Genomic DNA, 25,169 nt, shown 5'->3' on the forward strand with positions numbered 1-25,169 from the left:
TCGCGTTGTGGGTTTTCTTCATATTAAATCGCACGTACAACCTGAAGGAGGACTATTCAAAGTGAGTATCAAAAGAGCGCTAGTCAGCGTATCGGATAAACAAGGTATCGTGGATTTTTGCCGCGAGTTGTCTGCATTAGGCGTAGAAATTATCTCTACAGGTGGAACAAGCACGCTTTTGGCTAAAGAAGGTGTTCCAGTTATCGGGATTTCCGATGTGACAGGATTCCCAGAAATCATGGACGGACGTGTCAAAACCTTGCACCCTGCTGTACACAGCGGATTGCTTGCGGTTCGTGATAACGAGGAGCACACGCGTCAAATGAAGGAGCTTGGTCTGGACTACATCGATCTGGTTGTTGTGAATCTGTATCCGTTCGCGGAAACGATCGCAAAACCTGACGTATCCTACGAGGAAGCCATCGAGAATATCGATATCGGCGGACCTACGATGCTGCGTTCTGCGGCGAAGAACCATGCTTTTGTCAGTGTAGTGGTGGATGCTAATGACTACGCTACTGTACTTGAAGAGGTTCGCGCAGGTGGAGATACAACGCTAGAAACACGCAAACGTCTTGCGGCAAAAGTGTTCCGTCATACGGCGGCTTACGATGCCTTGATTTCCGATTATTTGGCTAACGTTACTGGCGAGCCTCTGCCAGAGCGCTACACCGTGACTTATGAGAAAATTCAGGATCTGCGTTATGGCGAGAATCCGCATCAAAAAGCAGCGTTCTATCGCAAGCCATTGGCGGCACTGGATACACTCACTGCGGCTGAACAATTGCACGGCAAAGAGTTGTCTTATAACAATATCAACGATGCTAACGCAGCACTGCAAATCGTGAAAGAATTTGAAGAGCCTGCTGTCGTAGCGGTTAAACATATGAACCCTTGTGGTGTAGGTGTGGGTGAAAGTGTATACGAAGCTTATCAAAAAGCTTACAACGCGGATCCAACTTCTATCTTTGGTGGGATTGTAGCAGCAAACCGCATTATTGATGCAGACACAGCGAACCTGCTGAAAGATATTTTCCTCGAAATCGTGTTGGCACCAGGCTTTACGGAAGAAGCACTGGAAATCCTTACGAAGAAAAAGAATCTCCGTTTGCTCAAAATCGGTAACCTTAGTACGGCTAGTGCGCGTAAGAGCAGCTTTGTAGTTACCTCTATTGATGGAGGAATGGTTGTACAGGAGAGCGATGTGCACTCTGTGAACCCAGATGATCTACAAGTCGTTACGGACCGTAAACCAACCGAGGAAGAATTGAAACAATTGTTGTTCGGATGGAAAGTAGTTAAGCATGTGAAATCTAATGCGATTGTGCTGGCTGCTGATGATATGACCGTTGGCGTAGGTGCAGGACAGATGAATCGCGTTGGTGCAGCTAAAATTGCAATCGAACAAGCTGGTGAAAAATCTAAGGGAGCCGTACTCGCTTCCGACGCGTTCTTCCCAATGGGCGATACGCTTGAAATGGCAGCAAAAGCAGGAATCACTGCAGTGATTCAGCCAGGCGGCTCCATTAAAGACGAAGAGTCAATTAAGGTCGCTAATGAGTATGGTATTGCTATGGTCTTCACAGGCGTCCGTCATTTCAAACACTAGAGCACTGGGAGGATCATATTCGGATGGATATTTTAGTGGTTGGCGGCGGCGGCCGGGAACATGCGATGATTTGGAGTCTATCCCAAAGCCCCAAGGCAGGTAAAATCTATTGCGCACCCGGCAACGCCGGGATTGCGCAGTTAGCCGAATGTGTGCCGATCGGAGTATTTGAGTTCGATCGTCTGACGGCTTTTGCGAAAGAGAAGGAAGTAGGTCTTGTTGTAATCGGTCCAGATGATCCACTCGCTGCTGGGATTGTGGATGCTTTTGAAGCACAGGATATTCCTGTGTTTGGCCCACGCAAGAATGCGGCGGAGATCGAAGGCAGCAAAACCTTTATGAAGGATCTTTTGCATAAATATAATATTCCGACAGCAGCCTATGAGAAGTTCGACGACTATGAAGCTGCGCTAACTTATTTGCGGGAACAGCCGCTTCCGATCGTAATCAAGGCAGATGGTCTGGCTGCAGGAAAAGGCGTGACGGTTGCTTATTCGTTGGAAGAAGCAGAGCAAGCGCTTGCTGATATTATGGTCACTAAGGTATTCGGTGAGGCAGGCGCTCAGGTTGTTATTGAGGAATTTCTAGCTGGACAGGAAATGTCGATTCTGGCTTTTGTCGATGGAGAGACGGTGCGTCCTATGGCTGCTGCCCAGGATCATAAGCCCGTATTTGATGGGGATAAAGGTCCTAATACCGGCGGAATGGGTACCTATTCGCCTTTACCACATATTGATGAGGCTATTATCCAAGAAGCGATCGAGACCATCATTAAGCCGACGGCAAAAGCTATGGTGGACGAAGGTCGTCCCTTTAGCGGTGTACTATTTGCGGGACTGATGATTTCTCCTGAAGGGAAACCAAAGACGATTGAGTTTAATGCTCGTTTCGGTGATCCTGAGACTCAGGTCGTGTTGCCTAGACTCAAGAGCGACTTGCTAGAAATCTTTCTGGCGGTCACAGAGGGCAGACTTGCAGATATCGACATTGAATGGAGCGACGAAGCGGCTGTATGCGTAGTTCTCGCTTCGGGAGGATATCCAGGCCCTTATCCAAAGGGTGTACCGATTGAAGGTCTTGAAGACAGCCAAGGAGGGCTGATCTTCCATGCTGGTACGGCGCGTGGTGAAGACGGAAGCTGGGTGACGAATGGTGGCCGGGTACTAGGCGTGGTAGGCCTAGGTGCTACGATTGCTGAAGCTCGTGTTGCAGCTTACGCTAGAGCCGAAGGAATTTCTTTTTCCGGAAAACAAAGCCGCAGCGACATCGCTATGAAAGCTTTGGTATAAGGATAAAGAACTGTATCTAGCATTTTTTGCGCTTAAAGTCCTAAAAAAGGACTGACAAGTGATAGAAGAAGTGCTATAATACTACACGTACGGGGGAAAATGTGCGGATATATACAGATAAGGGTCTTTCCGATCATGGGAAGGCCCTTTTAAATCGGAGTCCTTCAGACTTTGTGAAGTAACCTTATAAAGGATGCCTCGTGCCTGGAAATGATGATACTTATAGTGCATACTAGCGATACGCTTATGGCGAATGGCTACTCACAGATTTAAGGAGGAATTCGTTTTGAGTAAGATTGGAAGAAATGATATGTGTCCTTGCGGAAGCGGGAAAAAATATAAGAAATGCTGCCTTGGTAAAGAAACTTCTGCAGTAGAGTCCATCATGCAACTTGTAAACAAGGAAGAAGCGGCAGCTAGCGAGACTGTGGCTGAGAAACAGGAGCCCGTAGCACAACCTGAAGTGAAGCTAACTCTTGCTACGCTCAGAAAAAAAGTGTCACGTGATCTGAATTGGGAGCATCCAGCACATGAACAACTGGCGCTGCACCTTATTGAGAGCATGAGAGAAAGCTATGATAGAGAGCTTATTTGGGAAGCTCTAGTTCTGTGGAATGGTTATTCCCGTAAGACTAAGCCTGCTGTGAAGAAAATGGGCTCTTTCTGCGCGGCGATCGAATTTATTTTGTCTGAAGAATATGGCTTCTCCCTAACACAAGCGGATCTTGCTACCAAACATGAGGTTACTACGCCTACCATCTCTAGAAAAGTCAAAGAGATGCTCAATTACATTGAGGAATACGGCATGGGTGGTGCGGAAGAAGAATTACTTTTGCTGAATATCTCAGGCAGTCCGAAGGATCAGGAGCAAGCACTATTACAAAAGGCTATGCAAACCAATTCATCCAACCGCCGGATACAGTTAGCTGAAGCCGCATTAGAGGTTTATCCGGACAGTCCGGATGCTTATCTCATTTTGGCTGAGGAAGCAGAGAATGAAGCAGATGCTCGTGCTTTTCTAAAAGCAGGGATGGATGCAGGTGAACGTGAGCTTGGGGAAGCCTTTTTCGCTGAGAACAAGGGACATTTCTGGGACCTCCACGAGACTCGTCCATACATTCGAATTTGCAAAAGCTACGCCGACTCTTGTTGGTTTAGCGGAAATGCAGAAGAAGCACAAAAAGTACTTGAGCACATTTTAGAGCTGAATCCTGAAGATAACACAGGTGCGCGTTACCTTTTAACGGCTGCGTATCTCTACACCAACAAGCTCAAGAAGACAGAAAAGGTGCTGGAAAAGTTCGGCAATGATGCAGCGGCGACAGTAGCTTACGACCGGATGGTCTTAGAATATAAGAAGAATGGGATTACTTCCCAACTGAAAATGTTGTACCGCGTAGCGCGGAATGTGAACAAGCATGTGCCGGATTATTTGTTAGGGATCAAAAGATTGCCGCATAACCTTCCGGATTTTGTGGGAATGGGCGACGCTAATGAAGCTATCGAATATGTTATTGTACACTCGCGTTTGTGGACAAGCCTACCTGATCTGCTGAAGTGGATGCTGAAGCAACAGGATTAGTAGAATTCAGATCTTGGACGGACATGAACTTAAAGAGGCTATGGGAGATTCCTGTAGTCTCTTTTTTTAAAATATAAGAATTTATTTGTTTCACGTTATAAATTACCTTATATTTCTCGCATAAACGCTTACCGTCCTTATAGGGACGATGAAGGCGTTTTTGCATGTATAAGAAAGTATAAGATTTGCATCAATAATTGTATTGCATACAGCGGACAATGCTTGAAAAAATGTCTTTGGGAGAGTATGTTTACAAGAAGTAGAATGAATAGATGATAGTGAGGCGAGAGGGTTATGAGAGAAGAGGAAGACCGAATCGTAGGAATGGAAGATATCGTACGGGCTCATCACGTACTGCGGGAGGTCATCATCCGGACTCCACTACAGCGTGACGCCGTACTATCGGCCAAGTATGATTGCGATGTATATTTGAAGCGCGAAGATTTGCAGATTGTCCGTTCTTTTAAAATCCGCGGAGCTTATAATATGATTCGTAGTCTATCTGCAGAAGATAGAGCTAAAGGTATTGTCTGCGCGAGTGCAGGAAATCACGCACAAGGTGTAGCCTATTCCTGTAAGGCACTTGGAATTAAGGGCAAGGTCTATATGCCCAGCACTACACCTAACCAGAAGGTTAAGCAAGTTCGACGGTTCGGCGGTGAGTTTGTTGAGGTCATTCTGAAGGGCGATACCTTCGATGATGCTTATGATGAAGCGCTGCAAGCTTGTATAGATCATGGAATGACGTTGATCCACCCGTTTGATGAGCCGAGAATTATTGCAGGCAATGGAACGATAGCGATGGAAGTGATGGAGAACCTGGATCACCCTGCGGATTTTATGTTCGTAACGATTGGTGGGGGCGGTTTGGCAGCAGGAATAGCCACTTATGTGAAGACGGTGAGTCCATCCACTAAGTTGATTGGTGTGGAACCGCTTGGTGCTGCTTCAATGACTGAAGCGATCAAGCTTGGAGAAGTGGTAACGCTAAAAGAAATTAACAAGTTCGTGGACGGAGCGGCTGTAAAGCGCGTTGGCGGACTGACTTATGATATTTGTTCCCGGCATCTGGATGACATCGTGATGGTACCTGAAGGCAAGGCTTGTACCACCATTCTGGAGCTGTATAACGAGAATGCTATAGTGGTTGAGCCAGCGGGATCCTTACCTATCGCAGCACTTGATCAGTACCGTGATCAAATCCGCGGGAAGACGGTCGTCTGTATCATTAGTGGGGGTAACAACGATATTGACCGTATGCAGGAGATCAAAGAGCGGTCACTGATTTACGAAGGCTTAAAGCACTACTTCATGGTGAACTTCCCACAACGGGCAGGTGCCCTGCGTGAATTCTTGGACGAAATCCTCGGTCCAGAGGATGATATTACCCGTTTCGAGTACATCAAGAAGCATGATAAAGAAAATGGTCCCGCGCTTGTAGGCATAGAGCTATTGTCCATTGAAGCTTATGAACCACTTATCGAACGGATGCAGCAGAAGGGTGTAGATTATGTAGAAATCAATAAGGATTCCAATCTCTTTAACATCCTTATTTAATTTCTTTCATCACTTTAATCATTTCGTTAATGAACATAGAAAGGCCCGTCCCGGAATGAATGGGGACGGGCCTTTTGTATATCATACTAGAGAGGTAATTCAGTCTTACGGTATTGTTCGACTTCATCTGTTAATTTATAATCTTTGTCCTTCATCAATTTCATGAAGCCATCTAGTTTCTGCAGGAATGGGCTGTTGTCTTTATTCTTGGTGAGAATGCTAGAGTAGGCTTTCTGCGCCTCCAAGTCCATTTCAAGATTGTCATAATGGAAAAGGGGCGTGTTATTCTGGCCGTAAAACGTATTGTTAACATAGATAGAATATAAGGATTTCACAGCTGAAATTCGGTTCGATTTCGGATGATTTTGAATAAATTGCTCTTGAGATAGTGCTCGCGCAGCTACATCGGTCCAACCAATGACCAGCCCGTTATCCTTGGAGGAGGGCAGATCAGACTCCGTAGCCATAATGGATAGATACGCGCTGATATCGTCAGTGACATAAAGCTTATATTTGCGGTAAGCCTCATAATCGATCACCGGGAAAAAAGTGCCTTCCGCGGTCTCCAGTTTATATCCATTTTCGCTGGCACTCTTCAGCAGTGTGCGCATAGTGAGATCTTCTGTGGCATCAGCAAGGGTCTTCATACTTGCGCCAGCTTTATAGATGGCGGTGAGCTTCCGCTGGACATTGCTGGTACTGAATTTGCTCTCCCACGCCGGAAGCGCCGCCTTGTGCAAATTCTCAAGCTTCAGTGTCATTATCGTGGCACGATACGAACCTACCGCATACATATTGGCGTTCAAATATTTAATAGCTTCGGGTAACTTGTTAGAGGAAGACAACAGCGGCAATGCTGCTTTATAGATAGCCTCCGCATGATTATTGTTTGCTGTCAAAGCATTTGCCTTAGTGCCTCCCACAGGAGGGCTGGCAGCGCCTTCAGCTTGAATCGTTCCTATAGGTACCGCGCCTAGTCCCAATGTTACTGCTAGAACAGAATAGAGAATATATTGCTTCTTATTCATGAAAGTTCCCCCTGTCTATCGGATGAAATATGGGTGGAGCATGACTTTTATTTTCTAAAAAATATAAACTTTAGTCCAATTGCCCCAATCAGGGAAACAATTAAGCTTACCCACGGGGATAAAGTAATGACCGGAAACAATCGGTCGAGGTACAAGCCAATGAATACGGCAACTACGGCGATTCCGATATAGACGCCAAGGCCCTTGATATCAAAGGGCTTGGCTTTAGGTGCATCCCCCTCAGACAAGGAGGTTAACCATTTCATAATAAGTTCGATCAAGATAATGGAACCTGCCCCCACAGCGAAGAGGGTGAAGAGGCTAATCTCTCCGAACATCCCGGAGGATCCGTTAGTCCATTGCAAGAAGAGTCCACCTATAGCAAAGATCCCGAACAAACAGGTTAGAGCCGCGCAGGGAATCATCAAGTAATAGTTCCATTTGCTGCGTGCTGAGCGTGTGGGAGCGCTGTCTATGATTTCTTTAAAATAATCATCCGGATTCTCGCCAAACACCTGTTTAGCGTTTTTACCTTTTTTTTGTTCTTTCAGAAGCAGCTTGGCTGCATCCAGTAAAAGTTCTTCAGCACGGAGAGCCTCTACCCTACTGGCGCGCATCGTCAGGATCATATCTTCAAAATAGGATCGATTGAAAGGCGTCATCTGCTCGCGCAGGGCGTTATTTTCCTTAATCATATCTTTCACTTTCATAATAGGGATGTAAACCTCCAGTAGTGTTAATCGGTATAGTCTTTAACCTAGAGTATACGTTTGCCTGACAGGTCAGCGCAAGGACAAGCATTTCTATTTTCCTATGCATAATCCTTTTATAAGAGTGAACACTGATAATGTTGTTGCTTGATCAATATAGCTTTGGGAAAGGTTGGGAGCTTTATGGAACATGAGAACAAGAAAGAACAGGACAGAGTCATGGGCAACGGTTTCGAGCCTACGCCCAATCATTCAATGGGGGATTGGGGCGGTTCTGATGGATTCAGCATGTGGAATTCCACAGAAGAACCAGCAACAGAGGGCGCGCTTAAGGATTGGGAAGGCAGTCAAGAAACCCATGAGATGTTTAACGACAGCTATGATTGATTGACGACCCTGGAAGCTCATCATGCGATTGAAAAACAGCCAGTCTCCATTATTTTGGAGACTGGCTGTTTGACGTTCCGGTTTATACTCCGAATTTGCTCTTGCAAATTACTAAGATCTGTCCCGTTCCTGTTGACAATATGAACGAAATCTTTATAATAAGAATATAATTCACACTAAGTTAATCGGAATTCTAATAAATTAAAATAATGATTAAATATAGGAGGTTACGGCAATGGAACGGAATATTGTAATTCGGCATAACGGAGAAGAATTGACAGCGAGCATCCATTATCCGAGTAAAGAGAAGGGAACTTCCACACGTTGCAAGGACAGATTGCCATTAGCTGTAATCTGCCATGGATTTGTGGGTAACCGGATTGGAGTCGATCGGATATTTGTCAAAGCAGCTCGTGAGCTGGCGCAAGATGGGTATATGGTCATTCGATTTGACTATGCGGGCTGCGGCGAGAGCAGCGGTAATTACGGCGGGGAGGATATGGAGTCGATGATCGCTCAGACTAGAGCGGTGCTCGATTACGGAATTAGCTCTGCCGATGTGGATCCACAGCGTGTGACGCTTATTGGCCATAGTCTGGGTGGAGCGGTTGCGCTTCTGACAAGTATTCGTGATCGCCGCGTGAAGAATCTCGTGCTGTGGGCCTCCGTGGGTTATCCCTTCAATGATATTGTGAAGATCGTAGGGCGGGAGGCGTATGACCGTTCGGTGAAGAATGGATCAGCGGATTACGTGGGCTACTCGTTCACACCGGTATATTTCAATTCTTTGGCGGCCTTCCAGCCTTTCCAAGAGGCTAGTAAATTCAGCGGTGATGTGCTCGTCATTCATGGTACGTCTGACGATGTCATCCCCGTGGATTATGCATTCCTTTACCAGAAATTATTCTGGACGCGTCCTGAGGGACGATGCGATAAAGAGATCATTTTTCAAGGTGATCATACCTTTTCGTCTGGTCCAGCACAGCAGCAGCTGCTTAAGCGGACAAGAGAGTGGATGAACGAGCAGGAGCATGTGCAGACAGAATGGCAAAATTGGATGATATAGGTGATGGACTTTACTCGCAATAACTTGAAATTAGCGGTAAAATAAAGATGCACACCATATACTGGGTTATGGAGGTTGGCATCCTATGAAATTACCGTCATTTTTTATCGCGCACGGTTCTCCGCTCCTCGCACTGGAGGATAACGAGTATACCCGTTTTCTGGAGCGGCTTGGTCAAGAACTAGAAGCACCACGGGGTATAGTAGTATTCTCAGCGCACTGGGATAGCCCAGAACAGCTACTCACCATGGATGAGAAGCACGAAACACAACACGACTTCTACGGATTCCCTGAAGAAATGTATACGCTGACCTATCCAGCCCCAGGCGATCCAGCTCTAACCAAGCGGATTTCCGAGCTCTTTAAGGGTAACAATCTTTCACATCAGCCCGTTCTGGGGCGAGGACTCGATCACGGAGTCTGGGTAATACTGAAAAAAATGTTTCCGAAAGCCGATATTCCGGTAGTCGCTTTATCCGTCGATTCACTACGTTCTCCCAAAGAACAGTACAATATCGGGCGGATGTTAGCCCCTCTGCGTGACGAAGGCATACTGCTGATAGGAAGCGGTGGACTTGTTCACAATTTGCGGATGCTTAATGAAAGTGATCAGCCTGAAGAGTGGGCGCTTGAATTCGATGCGTGGATTGCCAAGGGGTTAGAATCTTGGGATTTACCTTCACTGTTTGCTTATGAGAAAACAGCTCCGCATGTTCGTGATGCGGTTCCATCTTACGGAAGAGAGCATTTCGCACCTCTCTTTTATGCGATGGGAACAGCGGATGGCAGCAGGAAGGCAGAGCGAATATTTCAAGCGTATCAATATGGGACATTAAGCCTCAATTGCTGGAAGCTAGACTAAATGGATAAGATACACGTAGGGTACAGCCGGAGATCGGCTGTGCCCTTTTTTTAAATATAAGAAAGTAAAGTTTCACGCTATGCATTATCCTTATATTTCTCGCTTAAACGTATATCGTCCTAATAAGGACGCTGAAGTCGATTACACTTGATGCAAGCGGATCAAGACAAATGGGACTGGCTGTGATTAAATGGAAGAAACCAGTTAAGATACATAAAACGTTTAGGAGGAACTACAAGCTTATGAAAGTAAACTGCTCTTCTTCCCGTCTATTATCTGCCCTTGTACTAAGTACCCTATTGCTCTCCGCTTGCGGAACAGAGAGTGCAAATAATGTAATTGCCCCGACACAGCAACCTACAGCAGATCCCGCTCCAATTGAAACGATCCAACCATCGCCTACAGCAGATCCATCTGCTGAACTTGTTTCGGGATTAACAGGTCTTCCCGTTTCTGAAAACAGTCTCCCACGTCCCTTAGCTGTTATGATTAATAATGCTCCAGCGGCCCGGCCACAATCGGGGGTGAGTGAAGCGGATATTTTATATGAGGTTCTTGCTGAAGGTGGCATTACGCGGTTGATTGGTATTTTTCAAAGTCATACTGGAGTGGTCAAAATCGGACCCATTCGCAGTATCCGCCCTTATCTGCTCGATATTGGCGAGAGCTACGGTGGTGTGACGGTGCATGCCGGGGGGAGCCCCGCGGCTTATGCCATTTTGCAAAAAGAGAAAAAAGCAGATATGGACGAGATCGGTCGTGCCGGAGCTTATTTCTGGCGGGACAAAGCACGTAAAGCCCCTCATAATCTCTACAGTAATGCAGCGAAGCTGCGGGAAGGTGCCGAGAAGCTGGGTTATGAGAAAAGTGTGAAAGTGCCAGGGTATCTTTTTAACAATCCAGATTACATACCAACAGGCGGAGAACAGGCCGCTGAGTTTAGCGTAAACTTCTTACTTAAAAGCTATAAAATTGACTATAAATACGATACTCAGCTCCAGACCTATCAGCGTTACGTGAATGGTAAACCACATTTGGATTTGAATAACAATAAGCCAGTAGAAGCTGCAAATGTGATGGTGATGGGTTCCGATCATAAAGTACTTGATGATGTTGGAAGACTTCAGGTTGACGTGGAGCTTGGTGGAGAAGCGCTGCTCTTTCAGCGGGGACAGGTCACAAAGGGCAGATGGTCGCGTGAGCCAGGTAATGTGATTCGGTTTGTGAAGGATGGTAAAGAAGAGCTAATGTATCCAGGAATCACCCATATTTTGGTCGTCCCTAATGCACCTTCTTTTAGCAGTCATGTGGTATATGGCGGAGCAGATAGTGCAACCTAAGAAAGTCGGAATATCCAGTGTTATACAGATTTGTGTTCGGAATTATGGGTAAGTGTTAATAGAGTGTAAAAAAGTTCATTTCTATAGCTTCTATACCTTCTACGGATATGTTAAGATAACAAGGGTTGTCATTCATTTTCATGCTTTTTACATATGGGTGACTCTGTACTCACGGTAATATTATGTAAAGGGGTTTAAAACAATGAAGTTGAGAAAAAAGGACATATTCTTTGAGACGCTGGAAAATATGGCGGATACCATTGTCCAAGCTGCAGATTATTTTGCTCAGAATATCACTGATCTCCAGAATAATGTCGATAGTTTCGCTGCAGAGATGAAGAAGTACGAATCCCAATGTGATACTTACACGCACACCGTAATTAAGGAATTGAACAAGACGTTCATTACGCCACTTGAGCGTGACGACATTATGGACTTGATTACAAGCATGGATGATGTCATTGATGGCTTGGAGGCATCTGCCTCACGTTTCTATATGTACAACCTTCTTGACCCGGATGAATACATTGTACAATTTGCCGAAATCCTTCGTCAGTGTGCTTATGAAATCCAAAAAGCGGTTCATTTGCTTTCCCAGAAGAAGCTGCTGGCCATTCGTGAATATACGATCCGTTTGAATGACCTTGAGAATCAAGGGGACGAAGTCCTTCGTATTTGTACCAAAGCTCTATTTGAAACCGTTAAGGACCCGATTGAGCTGATTAAGCGCAAGGAATTATATGAGCGACTCGAGACCACTACAGATAAATGTGAAGATGTAGCCAACATGTTGGAATCGATCATCATGCGCAACTCATAAGGGGTACTAGAATATGGAAACATCGATATGGATTCTTGGAATTGTTATATTTCTCGCGCTTGCGTTTGACTTTATTAATGGTTTCCATGATACGGCCAACGCGATTGCTACCTCTGTCTCTACACGTGCGTTAAAACCTCGAACAGCTATTATTATGGCGGCACTGATGAACTTTGTCGGAGCTTTGATGTTTACAGGTGTAGCTAAGAAAATTGGCGGAAGTATCACAGACCCCACGTTGCTGGAAAATGGTCTGGATATCATAATAGCCACGCTGATTGCTGCGATTATTTGGAATTTGATCACCTGGTGGCTCGGAATTCCGTCCTCCTCCTCTCATGCACTGATCGGCGCTTTGGCTGGTGCAGTATATGTGGGTGCAGGTTCGTCGCATATTAACTGGGGCGGATTTGTGGAAATTGTCGAGGGCTTGATCTTCTCGCCAATTATTGCATTTGTTATCGGTTATATCATCATGACAGTCCTGAAATGGATTTTTGCAAAGCGTAGTCCACATACGGTTAATAAGGGCTTCCGTTCCATGCAGGTTGTGACGGCGGCATTACAGTCGTTTACTCATGGTACGAATGATGCGCAGAAGGCGATGGGGATCATTACCTTTGCCCTCGTTACATCAGGACGCCAAGAGACTATGGATGTAATCCCTCTATGGGTTAAGGTTGCTGCGGCTACGGCTATGGCACTCGGTACCTCCATTGGTGGTTGGAAGATTATCAAGACCATGGGTACGAAGATTTTCAAAATCGAGCCAATCAACGGCTTCGCGGCTGATATTTCCGCAGCTTCCGTTATTTTCTCGGCAACACTGCTTCATTTGCCAGTCAGCTCCACACATGCTATCACTTCAGCTATCCTGGGTGTTGGCTCCGCAAAACGCTTCTCTGCCGTGAAATGGGGAGTGGCTGGACGTATTGTAGTTACTTGGTTTATTACGATTCCAATCAGTGCGGTATTAGCCGGTCTGATTTTCAAAATCATTTTTTAAATCCCTTTAATAAAAAGATGTCAGTTAGCCTTTGGCTGCGGACATCTTTTTTTGGTGTTTGGGTGGTGAGGGAAGAGCGGTATAAATCCCGTAGAATTAGCTAAGTTACGTCGAAGAAGCATAAAGAGGGGCATAAATACCCCAGAATTGGTGAAATAGCGTCGAAAAAGCATAAAGAGGGGTATAAATGCCCCTGAATTGGCGAAATAGCGTCGTATAAGCATGAAGAGGGGTATAAATACCCCAGAATTGGTGAAATAGCGTCGAAGAAGCATAAAGAGGGGTATAAATGTCCCTGAATTGGTTAAATAGCGTCGTATAAGCATAAAGAGGGGTATAAATGCCCCTGAATTGGCGAAATAGCGTCGTATAAGCATGAAGAGGGGTATAAATACCCCAGAATTGGTGAAATATCGTCGAAGAAGCATAAAGAGGGGTATAAATGCCCCTGAATTGGCGAAATAGCGTCGTATAAGCATAAAGAGGGGGATAAATACCCCAGAATTGGCGAATGACGTCGAAGAAGCATAAAGAAGGGTATAAGTGCCCTAAATTTGCAGAGTCTAGCTCGTACAACCGAGAGTGGTTAAAGCTTGGATAAGGTGCTTATGAGCTTATGTCTGGGCGTAGCTATTTGGCATCTGTCGAATCTAAGCGGCGGGTTAGAATTTAAACTAACTAATCATTAACAAATCACTTGATATGATTTGATTAAGTACGGTGACAACCCAACCCAACCCAACCCAACCCAACCCAACCCAACCCAACCCAACCCAACCCAACCCAACCCAACCCAACCCAACCCAACCCAACCCAACCCAACCCAACCCAACCCAACCCAACCCAACCCAACCCAACCCAACCCAACCCTATCTACTCTATCCATTCTATCCCCGCCATCTTTACACAATGAGCCGAATGATCAGAGGGAGAAGAGGCTGAACGAAACTTACTAAAGAGTATTCCATCCTTTCCGGAATGGGACGCTACAGAATAATGGAACCTCAGAGCTATGACTTCACGGTTGAGATTCTTTTTTGTTATTTTTGGAAGACTTCTCTTCTTGCGGTACAATAGATGCGTGGAAGAAGATGAAGCGGAGGAACATTTATGATACGTACACTTGCGGTGACGCATACAGGTGAGGTGCTGACAGACATACCTTTGCAGGATATCCGGCGGGAGGATTATGCATGGATATGGGCAGATTTTGCTACACCTACGGCAGAGGAGACGCTGCTGCTGGATCACTATTTTCATTTTCACCCTTTGGCGATTGAGGACTGTATGCATGTGCTGCAGCGGCCGAAGCTGGATCATTATGAGGAAGTACAGTTTTTTGTACTGCATGCGCTGAATGAAGAGACGCTGGATGCTGAAGAGATTGACCTTTTTTTGAGTGCGAATTACCTCGTGTCCTATCATCATCAGGAAAAAACAGAGATGAATGAAGCTTGGGAGCAGGTGAAGCGTGAAATACATAGTCGTAAAGGCTGGTCGGGTGGTCCGATGGCGGCTGCATATACTGTAATGGACAAGCTGGTAGATAAGTATTTTCCATGCCTCTATAGTTTAGAGGACGAGCTTGCGGATCTGGAGAGCAATGGCGGCAGTGAGTCGGTGGAGGATTTGATGAGCCAAGTGTTTAATGTGCGCGGAAGGCTGCTCAAGATGCGGCGGACGATTGTGCCGATGCGCGATTTGATGTACCGGATCGTGAATTCGCAGCATGTCCAGAGCAACGGTGAGGAACGGATTTATTTTGGCGATATCTATGACCATTTGTTAAAACTGTCGGATATGATTGAGGCGGATCGAGAAATGACTGCGGATCTACGTGATAGCTACATTTCTCTTAACTCCAACCGGATGAATTCGATCATGAAAACACTAACAGTAATCACCACCGTATTCATGCCGCTGACACTGATCGCCGGAATTTATGGGATGAACTTTGTGGTGATGCCTGAACTCGAATGGAAGTATGGGTATTTTGGCGTTCTGCTGTTTATGCTGGTGGTGGGTGTTAGTATGTTCAGATGGTTCCGGCGTAGTGGATGGTTTAAGTGAAAAATAAAACGTCACCGCTATTTGCGGCGACGTTTTCCGGTAGTGGGAGTAGAGCGCCGGCGTGTGGTTGTAGTGGATTTGCGGCGGGTCGAGGTGGAACGTCTTTTTTTGCGTCTGTTAGGGCTGTACAGCGCCGCATCCTCTTCGGCAGCTAGTGCACCTGAGGAGCCTTTGTTTTTGCCGAAGCTACCCATGAAGAGCTTAACCATCGGAGCCATCTGCTGGAAGCCGGACATCACCTTCTGCACCTTACCCATGGAGTTTACGATCCCGTCAATACCGCCCATTCGGTCGATGATACCTTTGATTTGCTCCATATTCCCACCGATTCCGCCCCCGCCGCCTAAACCGCCTAAGCCGCTAAGCAATCCGGCAAGCCCGCCGCTTGCCTTTGTTGTAGCTTCAGCAGCAGGTAGTGCTAGCGCAGTTTCGGTGGCTGCTTCTGCTCCTAAAGGGGGAAGGATTCCGCTCTCTCCTGGGGGGGATGAAGGTGCATATGGACTGAGCCCGGGGTAAGCAGATGCATTATAAGTATCGGTCAGTGAACGCTGGTTCCGGCGGGAATGATTATAGTAATGATCAGGCATAATATCACATTCCTTTGTTAGTGGTTTGCTATACTGTATGTCATGGGCGAACATACGGTATAGACGAATGCCCGGGTTACCCGTGATAGGAGCGGAAAAGGGCGAATGCCTATAATCGTCTTTAAGAAGTGAAAAAAGCGTGTACATGCTTGATTTTCGGCGCTTATGTAGTACTATAGTGTAGGTGCTATTTCTTATGTAGGAAGAAACAAACGTAGTTTGATACATATTGAGTGTGCGCCACGGGTGGACGTTTGTCCATCGATTTCACTCTTTACAGCGTGAAATCGTTAATGCTTGAAAAATGCGCTCCAGTGCAATATAGTAAAGGCAGGATAGTCGCATGAGGTTTATGTTTCCGGAGCTAGTTTTGTACGGAGCTTAATTAGAGAAACTAATGCTGATAGAACTTTTAGGGGATGAAAAGCTGATGCAACTTAAGAAGTTGAATGATAAAAGTATCGACCAATTATTTGAAGCTATTTTAACGTTGAAAAATATGGAAGAATGTTACGTGTTCTTTGATGATTTGTGCACTGTGAACGAGATTCAATCGCTGTCGCAGCGACTGGAAGTAGCGCGTATGCTCGGCAAAGGCTCCACCTACAACCAGATCGAAGCAGAGACGGGCGCAAGCACAGCTACGATTTCCCGTGTAAAACGTTGCCTGAACTACGGCAATGACGGATATAAATTAACGCTGGAACGTTTGGGACGCTAATTTATGGTACCGGGCGTACTTATTATCAGTCATGGCTCTCGCGATAAGGCTTGGGTGTCAATCGTAGAGGAAGCCGTAAGCGGATTATCGCTAGGTGAAGAGATTCCTGTTATGGTCTCTTTTTTAGAGCTGGTAGAGGGCCGTCTGATTCAAGATGGAATAAATGAGCTGGAACACGCAGGGATCACAGATATTATTGTGATCCCATTGTTCGTCTCCTCAGGAAGCACACATGTCGATGAGATAGAATATGCACTTGGCGCCAAACCTGAGCCTGAACGTGAGACGGATTTAGCGCTGTTCTCAGTGAAGGCTAAAGTTCACTACGGTTATCCTATCGACGATGATCCGGACATCGCTGTAATGATCTGGGACAAGCTACGTGAGCTGTCTACGGAACCGAAGCGAGAGACGGTTTTGCTTGTGGGTCATGGCAGTGTATATGATGGCTTCCGGCAGCGCTGGCAGAAAGGTATATCTTCGCTGGCGGGACGTGTACGTGAGGTAAGTGGCGTAGCGGCGGCCGACTATGGTCTGCTGAGTCCGGATAGTATAAGAAGCAAGGTAGAGTATTGGCAGGAGCAGGGTCACGAGGTACTGGTGGCGCCGCTTTTTTTGAGTGAAGGCTATTTTACTAAGCATGTGGTTCCTAACAGACTTAAAGGGTTAACCTATAAGTATTCTGGTCAAACGCTTCTGCCCCACCCCCTTCTTCCGCATTGGATTGAGAGACAGGTAGAGACACTCCTCGAACAGATTCGAATGAAACGATAAAGTACCTACCCTTGAGCACACTTAATCATAAAAAAAGTGCCCACATCCGTGGATAATACGGGATTTGTTGCATACACATATAAATAGTTGTTTTTCTCTAAACTCAGTGTCATTAATTGCTGTATAATGGAATATTTGCATGAAAGGGCCTTTAACATTGATTGTAGTGGTCCGAATTAGGTATAATCAATTAGGTTATTCTATTATAAAAACAGGTGGCGTTCCGGTAATGAAAACTGCGAGATTGATTTATAATCCCACTTCTGGACGGGAAGAAATGAAGAAGCGGCTCGCCGATATTTTGGACCGGCTGGATATTGGTGGCATTGAAGCTACCTGCCATGCAACAACCGGAGAAGGCGATGCTATGCTAGCTGCTGCAGATGCAGTAGAACGCGGTTATGATTTGATCATAGCAGCCGGTGGCGATGGCACTTTAAATGAGGTTATAAATGGTATGGCGGAGAAGCCTAATCTTCCCCCGCTCGGCGTTTTGCCGCTTGGTACTACTAATGATTTTGCACGTGCAATGGGGATCCCGAAGAACTGGGAAGATTCCTGTGATCTGATCATTCGCCAAGAGACACGTCCGATTGATATCGGTAAGGCAAATGACCGTTATTTTATTAATATAGCAGGCGGCGGTAGTCTAACCGAACTGACATATGAAGTTCCTAGTAAGCTGAAGACCATGATTGGGCAGCTTGCGTACTATTTAAAAGGTATTGAAAAAATGGTCAGCCTATCTCCTCAGGAACTAATCATTCGTGCCAATGGGCAGGAAGTTATTCATGATGAGTTTATGCTGTTCCTGATTGCAAATACGAATTCTGTTGGCGGCTTCGAAAAGCTTGCTCCCGGCGCTCGGATCGATGACGGTCTATTAGATGTTATAGCGGTTAAAAAATGCAACCTGGCAGAGTTTGTCCGTTTGGTCAGATTGGCTCTTCGTGGCGAACATTTGAATGATAAGAAGGTTATTTATTTCCGTACGGATGCGATGGATGTAATCTCTCCAGGACATGTCCAATTGAACTTGGATGGAGAACTGGGTGGAGAATTGCCAGGGCGATTCCGGATTTTGCCACAGCATTTGCGGATTTTTGCTGAAAATAACTAAGCTAAGAGCGATTGAAGATTATTGTGGGATATATAGTTATGATAAATGGGTTTATACAGCGATGATAATGAAAGAAGTGAACTATAAATAATGAGTAAACACCGCAGTGGACGCAGCACCAGCCGCCCAGTCGGCAAGGCGCCTGTCGCCGGACTGCCTGTGAATAAAAATGATGAGGTTATGCTCGATATTATCGGCATGACCCATGAAGGTGAAGGGGTAGGCCGCGTAGAAGGCTTTACCCTTTTTGTGCAGGGAGCTCTTCCCGGAGAGAAGGTCCGGGCAAAGGTGCTCAAGACCAAGAAGCAGTATGGCTACGCCAAGCTGCTGAATTTAGTAGAGGCGAGCAGCGCCCGCATCGCGGCGCCTTGCGAGATCTATGACCAATGCGGCGGCTGTCAGCTGCAGCATATGGACTATGCGGCACAGCTGGCGTGGAAACGGCAGCTGGTGGTGGACAACCTGGAGCGGATTGGGAAGCTCCGGGTGAGTGGTGGGGCTGCTGGCGGAGACACTGAGGCGGCTCAGACAGAGGGTATTCTCGTCCGCCCAACACTGGGCATGGACGAGCCTTGGCGATATCGCAACAAGGCTCAGGTGCCGATTGGCGTAACAGAAGGCGGCCTTGTGGGCGGCTTTTACGCGAGAGGAAGCCACCGGATCATCGATATGGAAACATGCTTGATTCAGCATGAAGATAACGATGACGTTGTGCGGAAGGTGAAAGAAATCGGACGGAAGCGCGGCATTACTGCTTACGACGAAGAATCCGGCAAAGGCTTACTGCGTCATGTCGTAGTAAAGAAAGCCTTCCGTACTGGTGAGATGATGGTCGTACTCGTCACTAATGGCGAACGTATCCCACATCTGGACGAATGGATCACTGAGATCTGCCGTGAAATCCCAGCTGTTACAAGCATCTGCCAGAACGTGAATACTAAACAGACGAACGTAATCTTCGGTGATACAACGCGTACCCTTTGGGGGAACGATGTTATTTACGATTATATCGGCGATGTGAAATTCGCGATTTCTGCCCGTTCTTTTTATCAGGTTAACCCGGCTCAAACTGAAGTTCTTTACGGTAAGACGGTGGAATATGCAGGACTTACGGGAAACGAGACTGTTATAGATGCTTATTGCGGTATCGGGACGATTTCATTGTTCCTTGCGCAGCATGCTAAGCAGGTCTACGGTGTAGAAATCGTACGTGAAGCGATTGAGGATGCTCGGGCGAATGCCACTTTGAACGGTATGGATAATGTAGTGTTTGAGGTAGGTGCATCTGAGGATGTGATCCCTAACTGGAAAGAGCAGGGGATTACGGCGGATATTATCGTGGTCGATCCTCCGCGAAAGGGCTGCGATCCGCGGTTGTTGGAGACGATTCTGGCGATGAAGCCGGAACGTGTGGTGTATGTATCGTGTAATCCATCGACACTGGCAAGGGACTTGCGGGTGCTCGAAGATGGCGGATATAAGACAGTGGAGGTGACTCCGGTGGACATGTTCCCGCATACGGTGCATGTAGAATCGGTAGCTTTGTTGGTGAGGAACCCTTGTCAAGTAGACACTAAATCATTGCTATAGTTTTAGTGATAGTACCAGAAAAGAAATGGGCAATTTTAATTCCACTAACGGAGAATGATAAAAGAGCCGCGAGTTAGACGAGCGTAGCCTCTAGGCTCCACCATAAAAAACCGCCCTGTTCGCAATGTTGCTTACAGGGCGGTTTACTATGTCATAGAGGGCAACTTGAAAGTTAGCAGTCAACCTGCACTCAACAAACTATCTTGCACGTTTTTAAGGCTAACTTATTAATAGAGCACTTACACAAACATAAGATTACTCTGCTACAACTTGTTTACCTGCAATCCGGCCGAACGTGAAGATATCAGCGATGGCATTACCGCCAAGACGGTTTGCACCATGAATGACCCCTGTTACTTCACCTGCAGCGAACAGCCCAGGGATGACTTCGCCTTTTTCATTCAATACGCGAGTCTTCTCGTCGATCACCAAGCCGCCCATTGTATGGTGAACGGATGGTACAGCTTTTTCAATGTAGTAAGGGCCTTTTTCAAGAGATTTCAATCCACCGCGATGTTTGAAATCAAGGTCTTTACCTGTTTTCGCATAATCATTTACTTTATTAATCGTTTCTTTCAAAGTGTTCACGTCAATTTTAAAGAAATCAGCCGCCTCTTCAATCGTATCGGCTTTAAAGAGCAAGCCTTGTTTAACGAGTTGATCGTATTCGTCTTTATGAACTTCGATCGTTTTACCAATATCCTCAATGCCTTGATTCCATAATTGATACGTATATCCGCCCGTTTGGGCAAGAATTGCTTTAGAAATAACGTCACGACGTTCTAATTCCTCAACGAAGCGCTTGCCTTCTTGGTTAATCAGGATCGCACCATCGAAGCGGGAGTCTGCAACCAGGGAAATAACACCTGTCTCAGGATTACAGATTGGATACGTTTGAATACTCTCCATGTTTGTCAGTTTGGCGCCAATCGTTTCTGCCATAACGATACCGTCACCTGTAGATCCTGGTGTATCGGTAGACATATATTTTTCATCCATTTTAGGATTATATTTTTTACGCATCTCTACATTGGATCCAAAACCACCGGTAGCGATGATGACGCCTTTGTTCGCATGGAATGTGATCTTGTCGCCAGTACCTGAAGTCGCAGTTACACCTGTTATTTTGCCGCTTTCGTCCTTCAGCAAGGTTTCGGCTTTCATATTCGTTTTGATCGTGATTTGATCAGCGTCTGTTTTGGCTTTTAACTTAGTAATCAATTCAACACCTGTATGACCTACAGGAATCAACGCACGTTTTCTGGAATGGCCTCCAAATTGGAACAGATGATCAGGTAAGAACTCTACCTTGATCTCATCGCGCAGCCATTCGGCAGATGATAGAGCATTGTCGGCAAGAATACGAACCATCTTTGGATCCCCGAGGTTGTCTCCGCCTTTCATCGTATCATTATAGAACAATTCAGCCGTGTCATCTGTGATGCCAAGAGCACGTTCAACCCAGTTGTCAGGCGCATTCATCTCACCACCGGAGATCAATGTGTTGCCGCCAACAGCTGGCATTTTCTCGAGCAGAACTACATTAGCTCCAGCGCTCTTCGCTTCGATAGCCGCACTAAAGCCAGCACCCCCGGCACCGATGACGACAACATCATAGGTTTGCTCGGCTTCTTCTTTGTCTTTGCTTCCACTGACTGCAGCGCCAGCGACAAGGGTAAGTCCAGACTTCGTAATTGCATCTTGAATGGCTTCGAGATATCCTTTGCTTGTAACCGTAGATCCGCTAATGGCATCAACTTTTGCGCTGTTAGTTGCCATGACATCTTGCTTGAGCTGCGTATAAACAGGTTCTGCAAGTACTTCATTTTCCTTATGCTCTGTTACTTTAATGTCAGTGATCTTGTTATCTAATAAGGAAACTTGTACTTTAATATCGCCATGTTTACCTTGCCCAACTCCTTCAAAGACTTGAACTCCGTTTGCATCTGCAGCGGGTGCTGCGTCTTTACCGCCGCAGGCAGCAAGCGTGAACATAAGACTGAGGACTAGTAGAATAGATAACAGCTTTTTCGTGTGAGTTCGCATAATATCTCCTTCATTCTGTTGTGAATTGGTTACATACACTAGGGAGAGGAAGATTTGCTAGGCAAATCCCTTATCTCTAGCCTAGACATGAATGTTATTTCATGTGAAAATATGCACAAGACCTATTATAGATTTAGTACAGCATTATGTATTTGCACAGATTAGCGTTTTTTTGTCTTTTTCGGGCATGTAAGAAACGGATATTGTGAAGGGCTATGATTACAATGAAATCAATTCACTTAAAAATTACGTTAATCGCAGGAGGCTGCTTCTTGCTGCTGTTCGTTGCATTGCTTGTAACAATATATTTGGAGATGAACCATACGGTTGTCCCTTTGAATAAGAACTTAACGCAGCAAGTGGTTAATGCACGCAGCGACCAGATCGATTATTGGTTTAATCAGCGCATTGGAGAGATAGACATGCTTGCTTCTCTAGCTTCGGACCATCAGTGGACACGAGATGAATTGCTGCAAGAGATCGATAAGTTCGAGGCGAAGAAGCAAGTAGAGTACGAATCCATACGCGTGGTGGATATTCACGGAAATTCCTGGTCAGCAAGGGACAAGCCTTTTTCGATACTAAACCGACCCTACTATCGAAAACTGCTGAATTCAGATTCCAATTATGTGGTGAGCAATCCGATCGTATCCAAAGCGAATGCAGTTGAAATCGTCGTCATTCTCTATCGCGTGAATCCATCGGTGAATGATGAGGTAGCTTATATTGCCGCAGCCGTCTCCGTCAAGAAGATGAAGGAGATTGCTCAAGATGTAATGCTATATGACCAGTCAGGCCAGCTTATCATCGATTGCAGAGAGCTGGGTGAAGGAGATGGAGCGGAGGATGCAGCAGATAAGAAGAACATGAGTGTATTTGAGGCTCCAATTCAAAATGTGGAAGGCTGGAAGCTAGTACTCGAAGTACCGAATTCAAGTCTATCGCTAGCGGTGATCAAAACTCAGCGGACCGCATTGCTGGTAGGCGTTCTTATCGGTAGTGCGTTTATCGTCTTTCTGATGCTGCTTGCTTCTTCCATTATTCGTCCAATTCAGTCGCTTCGCCAGGTAATGGAAAATGTGCAGAACGGCAACCAAACCATACGAGCAGATGTTACGCGCTCGGATGAGATCGGCGATCTTGGGCGAAGCTTCAATGACATGCTTGTTCAATTATACGCTGTGGAGCAGGACCGAAAGGAGATGGAACTCAGACTGATTCATGAGCAGATCAAGCCGCACTTTTTATACAACACATTGGATACGATCCAGTGGATGGCAACGGAACATGGAGCAGACAATGTGGTGGAGATGGTGGAAGCGCTTAGCGCGTATTTCCGATTAGGGCTTGGCACAGGCAGTCCCTACATTCTGCTTGATCAGGAGTTGTACCATGTCGAGAGTTATCTTCATATTCAAGGCGTACGATATGAGGAGATTCTGGACTACGAGCTTCGATATGATGAAAAGCTTGCTCAGTGCCAAGTCGTTCGCTTCATGCTGCAGCCGTTGGTGGAAAATGCGATTTATCACGGGATTAAGCCACTTGGGGATCAAAAATGCAAAATTTCGATTACAGCATATAAACAGGTCGATTATTTGGTCATTAAGGTTGAAAATAATGGGGTTATGATTCCTGAAGAGAAGCTTGAACAGATGAATCAAGCCCTTCTTGATGATAAATATGATCGTTCTGCCACAGGCTTTGGGTTATACAGTGTAAACCATCGCATTCGACTAGCTTACGGAGTGCCATATGGCCTTGCAGTGAAGAGCGAAGATGGCATTACCGTTATGGTCATTCGAATACCTTTGGACGGGGAGTGGAATGAAGATGTGGAAGATTGTCATCGTCGATGATGAAACGATCATTCGCAAAGGCTTGCGACAATACATTGAGGAGAGTTCGTATCTTTTTGAAGTTGCAGGAGAAGCAAAAAGTGCAAACGAAGCATTGAATATGGTGGAGGAAGCCCCACCACATGTATGTCTTGTGGACATCAACATGCCGAATATGAATGGGCTCGATCTGATAAATATATTGCGCGAACGCTGTCCGTCGGTTCTGGTTGTCATCATCAGCGGCTACGATAACTTTGAATATGCGCGTCAAGCCGTGCAACTGCAAGCATTCGATTATGTATTGAAACCTGTGCCGAAGAGTGATCTGAACAAGCTGCTTCATCGGATCGATGAGCATCTTCAGGCAAAATATCCTTTGCATTCACATGAAAGCAGGGTGGATAAGGAGCTGGGGCTTCCCGGGTATACAGGGGATGGAACAGTGCTTATCCAAAAAGTGACCGAGTATATTGACAGTCATTATCAGGATCCGGAGCTGTCTATTACTCGAGTAGCAGCGCTATTTCATATCAACCAAACCTATCTTAGCAAGCGTATGAAGCAAGAAATCGGTGCTTCATTCCTTGACTATGTCACCGAGCTTCGGATATCGAAGGCGAAGGAGATTCTGGATGACGTAATGCCGAATATCAAAATCGGGGATCTGGCCGTGAAGGTAGGGTATAAGAGCCAGTACTATTTTAGTCGTGTGTTCAAAAATAGAGTCGGCTCAAGCCCCTTAGAGTACAAAAAGCATCCGTTCGGTTATGGATAGGGTATCAAGTTAGTAGAAACGCCGCAGCAATTAGGCGCCACCATATATAAACACGACGCAACCTCGAGGGGGTTGCGTTTTTTATTTGGCGGATTGCTTAGAGGACATTGATAGAAAATAGGTAGGACCTAAGGAGGTAAGCGCTATCTTTATACCTATAAAGACGCGACGTGAAGGCCTTCATGTCAACAAGTGTATACCCAATGTCATTAATTATCTATTTGAAAGAAAGGCCACTTTTCATAATGTTACTATAAGGACATTGACATATGTTATAAGCTTCTGTGACGTGTCGGAATCTCGGAAGGGAGGAAAGAGCATCGAGGTAAGCTGAAATGGAAGCGCATACCATTTAGGAGATTGATGTTTCTTGACTCAAGAATCAGAAG

21 protein-coding genes are annotated in these 25,169 nt (G+C 45.9%); 17 read left to right on the forward strand and 4 right to left on the reverse strand.

Annotated elements, in window-relative coordinates; translation table 11 throughout:
- Positions 1-61 precede the first annotated feature (61 nt).
- From purH to ilvA, 4 genes are all read left to right on the forward strand, one after another.
- On the forward strand, positions 62-1,609 hold the full coding sequence (purH, locus tag MKX41_RS27960) for a bifunctional phosphoribosylaminoimidazolecarboxamide formyltransferase/IMP cyclohydrolase (protein WP_076121669.1): 1,548 nt from the start codon (positions 62-64) through the stop codon (positions 1,607-1,609).
- A gap of 23 nt (positions 1,610-1,632) precedes the next feature.
- Positions 1,633-2,898: a phosphoribosylamine--glycine ligase gene (gene purD / locus MKX41_RS27965; RefSeq protein ID WP_076300197.1), complete on the forward strand. Its 1,266-nt coding sequence runs from the start codon at positions 1,633-1,635 to the stop codon at positions 2,896-2,898.
- 286 nt (positions 2,899-3,184) lie between these two features.
- Positions 3,185-4,480, forward strand: a complete 1,296-nt coding sequence (locus MKX41_RS27970) for an SEC-C metal-binding domain-containing protein (RefSeq protein ID WP_076286939.1) — start codon at positions 3,185-3,187, stop codon at positions 4,478-4,480.
- A 294-nt stretch (positions 4,481-4,774) separates the two neighbouring features.
- Complete coding sequence (ilvA, locus tag MKX41_RS27975; protein ID WP_042184762.1) at positions 4,775-6,037, forward strand: threonine ammonia-lyase IlvA; 1,263 nt, start codon at positions 4,775-4,777, stop codon at positions 6,035-6,037.
- Between the two features lie 86 nt (positions 6,038-6,123).
- Here ilvA and MKX41_RS27980 read toward each other — a convergent pair whose 3' ends face one another.
- Both MKX41_RS27980 and MKX41_RS27985 read right to left on the reverse strand, forming a co-directional pair.
- On the reverse strand, positions 6,124-7,065 hold the full coding sequence (locus MKX41_RS27980; RefSeq protein WP_340974047.1) for a hypothetical protein: 942 nt from the start codon (positions 7,063-7,065) through the stop codon (positions 6,124-6,126).
- Positions 7,066-7,112: 47 nt separating this feature from the next.
- Positions 7,113-7,775, reverse strand: coding sequence for a DUF1129 family protein (locus tag MKX41_RS27985; protein ID WP_340974049.1), 663 nt, complete (start codon positions 7,773-7,775; stop codon positions 7,113-7,115).
- Positions 7,776-7,958: 183 nt separating this feature from the next.
- Here MKX41_RS27985 and MKX41_RS27990 point away from each other — a divergent pair, with 183 nt between their 5' ends.
- From MKX41_RS27990 to corA, 7 genes are all read left to right on the forward strand, one after another.
- Positions 7,959-8,162, forward strand: coding sequence for a hypothetical protein (locus MKX41_RS27990; protein WP_340974051.1), 204 nt, complete (start codon positions 7,959-7,961; stop codon positions 8,160-8,162).
- 235 nt (positions 8,163-8,397) lie between these two features.
- Complete coding sequence (locus MKX41_RS27995; RefSeq protein WP_042124053.1) at positions 8,398-9,228, forward strand: alpha/beta hydrolase family protein; 831 nt, start codon at positions 8,398-8,400, stop codon at positions 9,226-9,228.
- Positions 9,229-9,313: 85 nt separating this feature from the next.
- Positions 9,314-10,090, forward strand: a complete 777-nt coding sequence (locus MKX41_RS28000) for a DODA-type extradiol aromatic ring-opening family dioxygenase (RefSeq protein WP_339268666.1) — start codon at positions 9,314-9,316, stop codon at positions 10,088-10,090.
- Between the two features lie 242 nt (positions 10,091-10,332).
- Complete coding sequence (locus MKX41_RS28005; protein WP_340974052.1) at positions 10,333-11,430, forward strand: DUF3048 domain-containing protein; 1,098 nt, start codon at positions 10,333-10,335, stop codon at positions 11,428-11,430.
- 202 nt (positions 11,431-11,632) lie between these two features.
- A complete protein-coding gene (locus MKX41_RS28010) occupies positions 11,633-12,250 on the forward strand; it encodes a DUF47 domain-containing protein (protein ID WP_042184774.1) in 618 nt (205 codons plus the stop codon).
- Between the two features lie 13 nt (positions 12,251-12,263).
- Positions 12,264-13,256: an inorganic phosphate transporter gene (locus tag MKX41_RS28015; RefSeq protein WP_042184776.1), complete on the forward strand. Its 993-nt coding sequence runs from the start codon at positions 12,264-12,266 to the stop codon at positions 13,254-13,256.
- A gap of 1,110 nt (positions 13,257-14,366) precedes the next feature.
- Entirely contained in the window at positions 14,367-15,326 is a 960-nt protein-coding gene (gene corA / locus MKX41_RS28020; protein WP_042184779.1) for a magnesium/cobalt transporter CorA, read from the forward strand.
- A gap of 17 nt (positions 15,327-15,343) precedes the next feature.
- On the opposite strand, the gene MKX41_RS28025 is transcribed toward corA, so the two are convergent.
- Positions 15,344-15,913 carry a tyrosine protein kinase gene (locus MKX41_RS28025; protein WP_340974053.1) on the reverse strand — a complete coding sequence of 190 codons (570 nt, stop codon included), beginning with the start codon at positions 15,911-15,913 and terminating at the stop codon, positions 15,344-15,346.
- 430 nt (positions 15,914-16,343) lie between these two features.
- Between MKX41_RS28025 and MKX41_RS28030 the strand changes: the two genes are divergently transcribed.
- From MKX41_RS28030 to rlmD, 4 genes are all read left to right on the forward strand, one after another.
- Positions 16,344-16,634, forward strand: coding sequence for a YerC/YecD family TrpR-related protein (locus MKX41_RS28030; RefSeq protein ID WP_019913624.1), 291 nt, complete (start codon positions 16,344-16,346; stop codon positions 16,632-16,634).
- A gap of 3 nt (positions 16,635-16,637) precedes the next feature.
- Entirely contained in the window at positions 16,638-17,408 is a 771-nt protein-coding gene (locus tag MKX41_RS28035) for a sirohydrochlorin chelatase (RefSeq protein ID WP_340974054.1), read from the forward strand.
- Positions 17,409-17,637: 229 nt separating this feature from the next.
- Positions 17,638-18,528, forward strand: coding sequence for a diacylglycerol kinase (locus tag MKX41_RS28040; RefSeq protein ID WP_042184783.1), 891 nt, complete (start codon positions 17,638-17,640; stop codon positions 18,526-18,528).
- 90 nt (positions 18,529-18,618) lie between these two features.
- Complete coding sequence (gene rlmD / locus MKX41_RS28045; protein ID WP_340974056.1) at positions 18,619-20,118, forward strand: 23S rRNA (uracil(1939)-C(5))-methyltransferase RlmD; 1,500 nt, start codon at positions 18,619-18,621, stop codon at positions 20,116-20,118.
- Between the two features lie 255 nt (positions 20,119-20,373).
- Here the strand turns inward: rlmD and MKX41_RS28050 are convergent, their stop codons facing one another.
- Entirely contained in the window at positions 20,374-22,164 is a 1,791-nt protein-coding gene (locus tag MKX41_RS28050; protein WP_340974057.1) for a flavocytochrome c, read from the reverse strand.
- 272 nt (positions 22,165-22,436) lie between these two features.
- Here MKX41_RS28050 and MKX41_RS28055 point away from each other — a divergent pair, with 272 nt between their 5' ends.
- Together MKX41_RS28055 and MKX41_RS28060 are read left to right on the forward strand one after the other, a co-directional pair.
- On the forward strand, positions 22,437-24,023 hold the full coding sequence (locus MKX41_RS28055; RefSeq protein WP_340974058.1) for a sensor histidine kinase: 1,587 nt from the start codon (positions 22,437-22,439) through the stop codon (positions 24,021-24,023).
- Positions 23,998-24,780: a response regulator transcription factor gene (locus MKX41_RS28060; protein ID WP_042124076.1), complete on the forward strand. Its 783-nt coding sequence runs from the start codon at positions 23,998-24,000 to the stop codon at positions 24,778-24,780. Before MKX41_RS28055 ends, MKX41_RS28060 begins: the two co-directional genes overlap by 26 nt.
- The last annotated feature ends 389 nt before the right edge of the window (positions 24,781-25,169 follow it).

Origin of the sequence: Paenibacillus sp. FSL R5-0475 (assembly GCF_038004585.1) — a bacterium.
Taxonomy (GTDB): Bacteria; Bacillota; Bacilli; order Paenibacillales; family Paenibacillaceae; genus Paenibacillus_AQ.

Excerpts from the sequence above, each read along its gene's own strand:
- purD (WP_076300197.1), top strand. The coding sequence starts at position 1,633 with ATGGATATTTTAGTGGTTGGCGGCGGCGGCCGGGAACATGCGATGATT.
- ilvA (WP_042184762.1), top strand. The coding sequence starts at position 4,775 with ATGAGAGAAGAGGAAGACCGAATCGTAGGAATGGAAGATATCGTACGG.
- MKX41_RS27980 (WP_340974047.1), bottom strand. The coding sequence starts at position 7,065 with ATGAATAAGAAGCAATATATTCTCTATTCTGTTCTAGCAGTAACATTG.
- MKX41_RS27985 (WP_340974049.1), bottom strand. The coding sequence starts at position 7,775 with ATGAAAGTGAAAGATATGATTAAGGAAAATAACGCCCTGCGCGAGCAG.
- MKX41_RS27990 (WP_340974051.1), top strand. The coding sequence starts at position 7,959 with ATGGAACATGAGAACAAGAAAGAACAGGACAGAGTCATGGGCAACGGT.
- MKX41_RS27995 (WP_042124053.1), top strand. The coding sequence starts at position 8,398 with ATGGAACGGAATATTGTAATTCGGCATAACGGAGAAGAATTGACAGCG.
- MKX41_RS28000 (WP_339268666.1), top strand. The coding sequence starts at position 9,314 with ATGAAATTACCGTCATTTTTTATCGCGCACGGTTCTCCGCTCCTCGCA.
- MKX41_RS28005 (WP_340974052.1), top strand. The coding sequence starts at position 10,333 with ATGAAAGTAAACTGCTCTTCTTCCCGTCTATTATCTGCCCTTGTACTA.
- MKX41_RS28010 (WP_042184774.1), top strand. The coding sequence starts at position 11,633 with ATGAAGTTGAGAAAAAAGGACATATTCTTTGAGACGCTGGAAAATATG.
- MKX41_RS28015 (WP_042184776.1), top strand. The coding sequence starts at position 12,264 with ATGGAAACATCGATATGGATTCTTGGAATTGTTATATTTCTCGCGCTT.
- corA (WP_042184779.1), top strand. The coding sequence starts at position 14,367 with ATGATACGTACACTTGCGGTGACGCATACAGGTGAGGTGCTGACAGAC.
- MKX41_RS28025 (WP_340974053.1), bottom strand. The coding sequence starts at position 15,913 with ATGCCTGATCATTACTATAATCATTCCCGCCGGAACCAGCGTTCACTG.
- MKX41_RS28030 (WP_019913624.1), top strand. The coding sequence starts at position 16,344 with ATGCAACTTAAGAAGTTGAATGATAAAAGTATCGACCAATTATTTGAA.
- MKX41_RS28035 (WP_340974054.1), top strand. The coding sequence starts at position 16,638 with ATGGTACCGGGCGTACTTATTATCAGTCATGGCTCTCGCGATAAGGCT.
- MKX41_RS28040 (WP_042184783.1), top strand. The coding sequence starts at position 17,638 with ATGAAAACTGCGAGATTGATTTATAATCCCACTTCTGGACGGGAAGAA.
- rlmD (WP_340974056.1), top strand. The coding sequence starts at position 18,619 with ATGAGTAAACACCGCAGTGGACGCAGCACCAGCCGCCCAGTCGGCAAG.
- MKX41_RS28050 (WP_340974057.1), bottom strand. The coding sequence starts at position 22,164 with ATGCGAACTCACACGAAAAAGCTGTTATCTATTCTACTAGTCCTCAGT.
- MKX41_RS28060 (WP_042124076.1), top strand. The coding sequence starts at position 23,998 with ATGTGGAAGATTGTCATCGTCGATGATGAAACGATCATTCGCAAAGGC.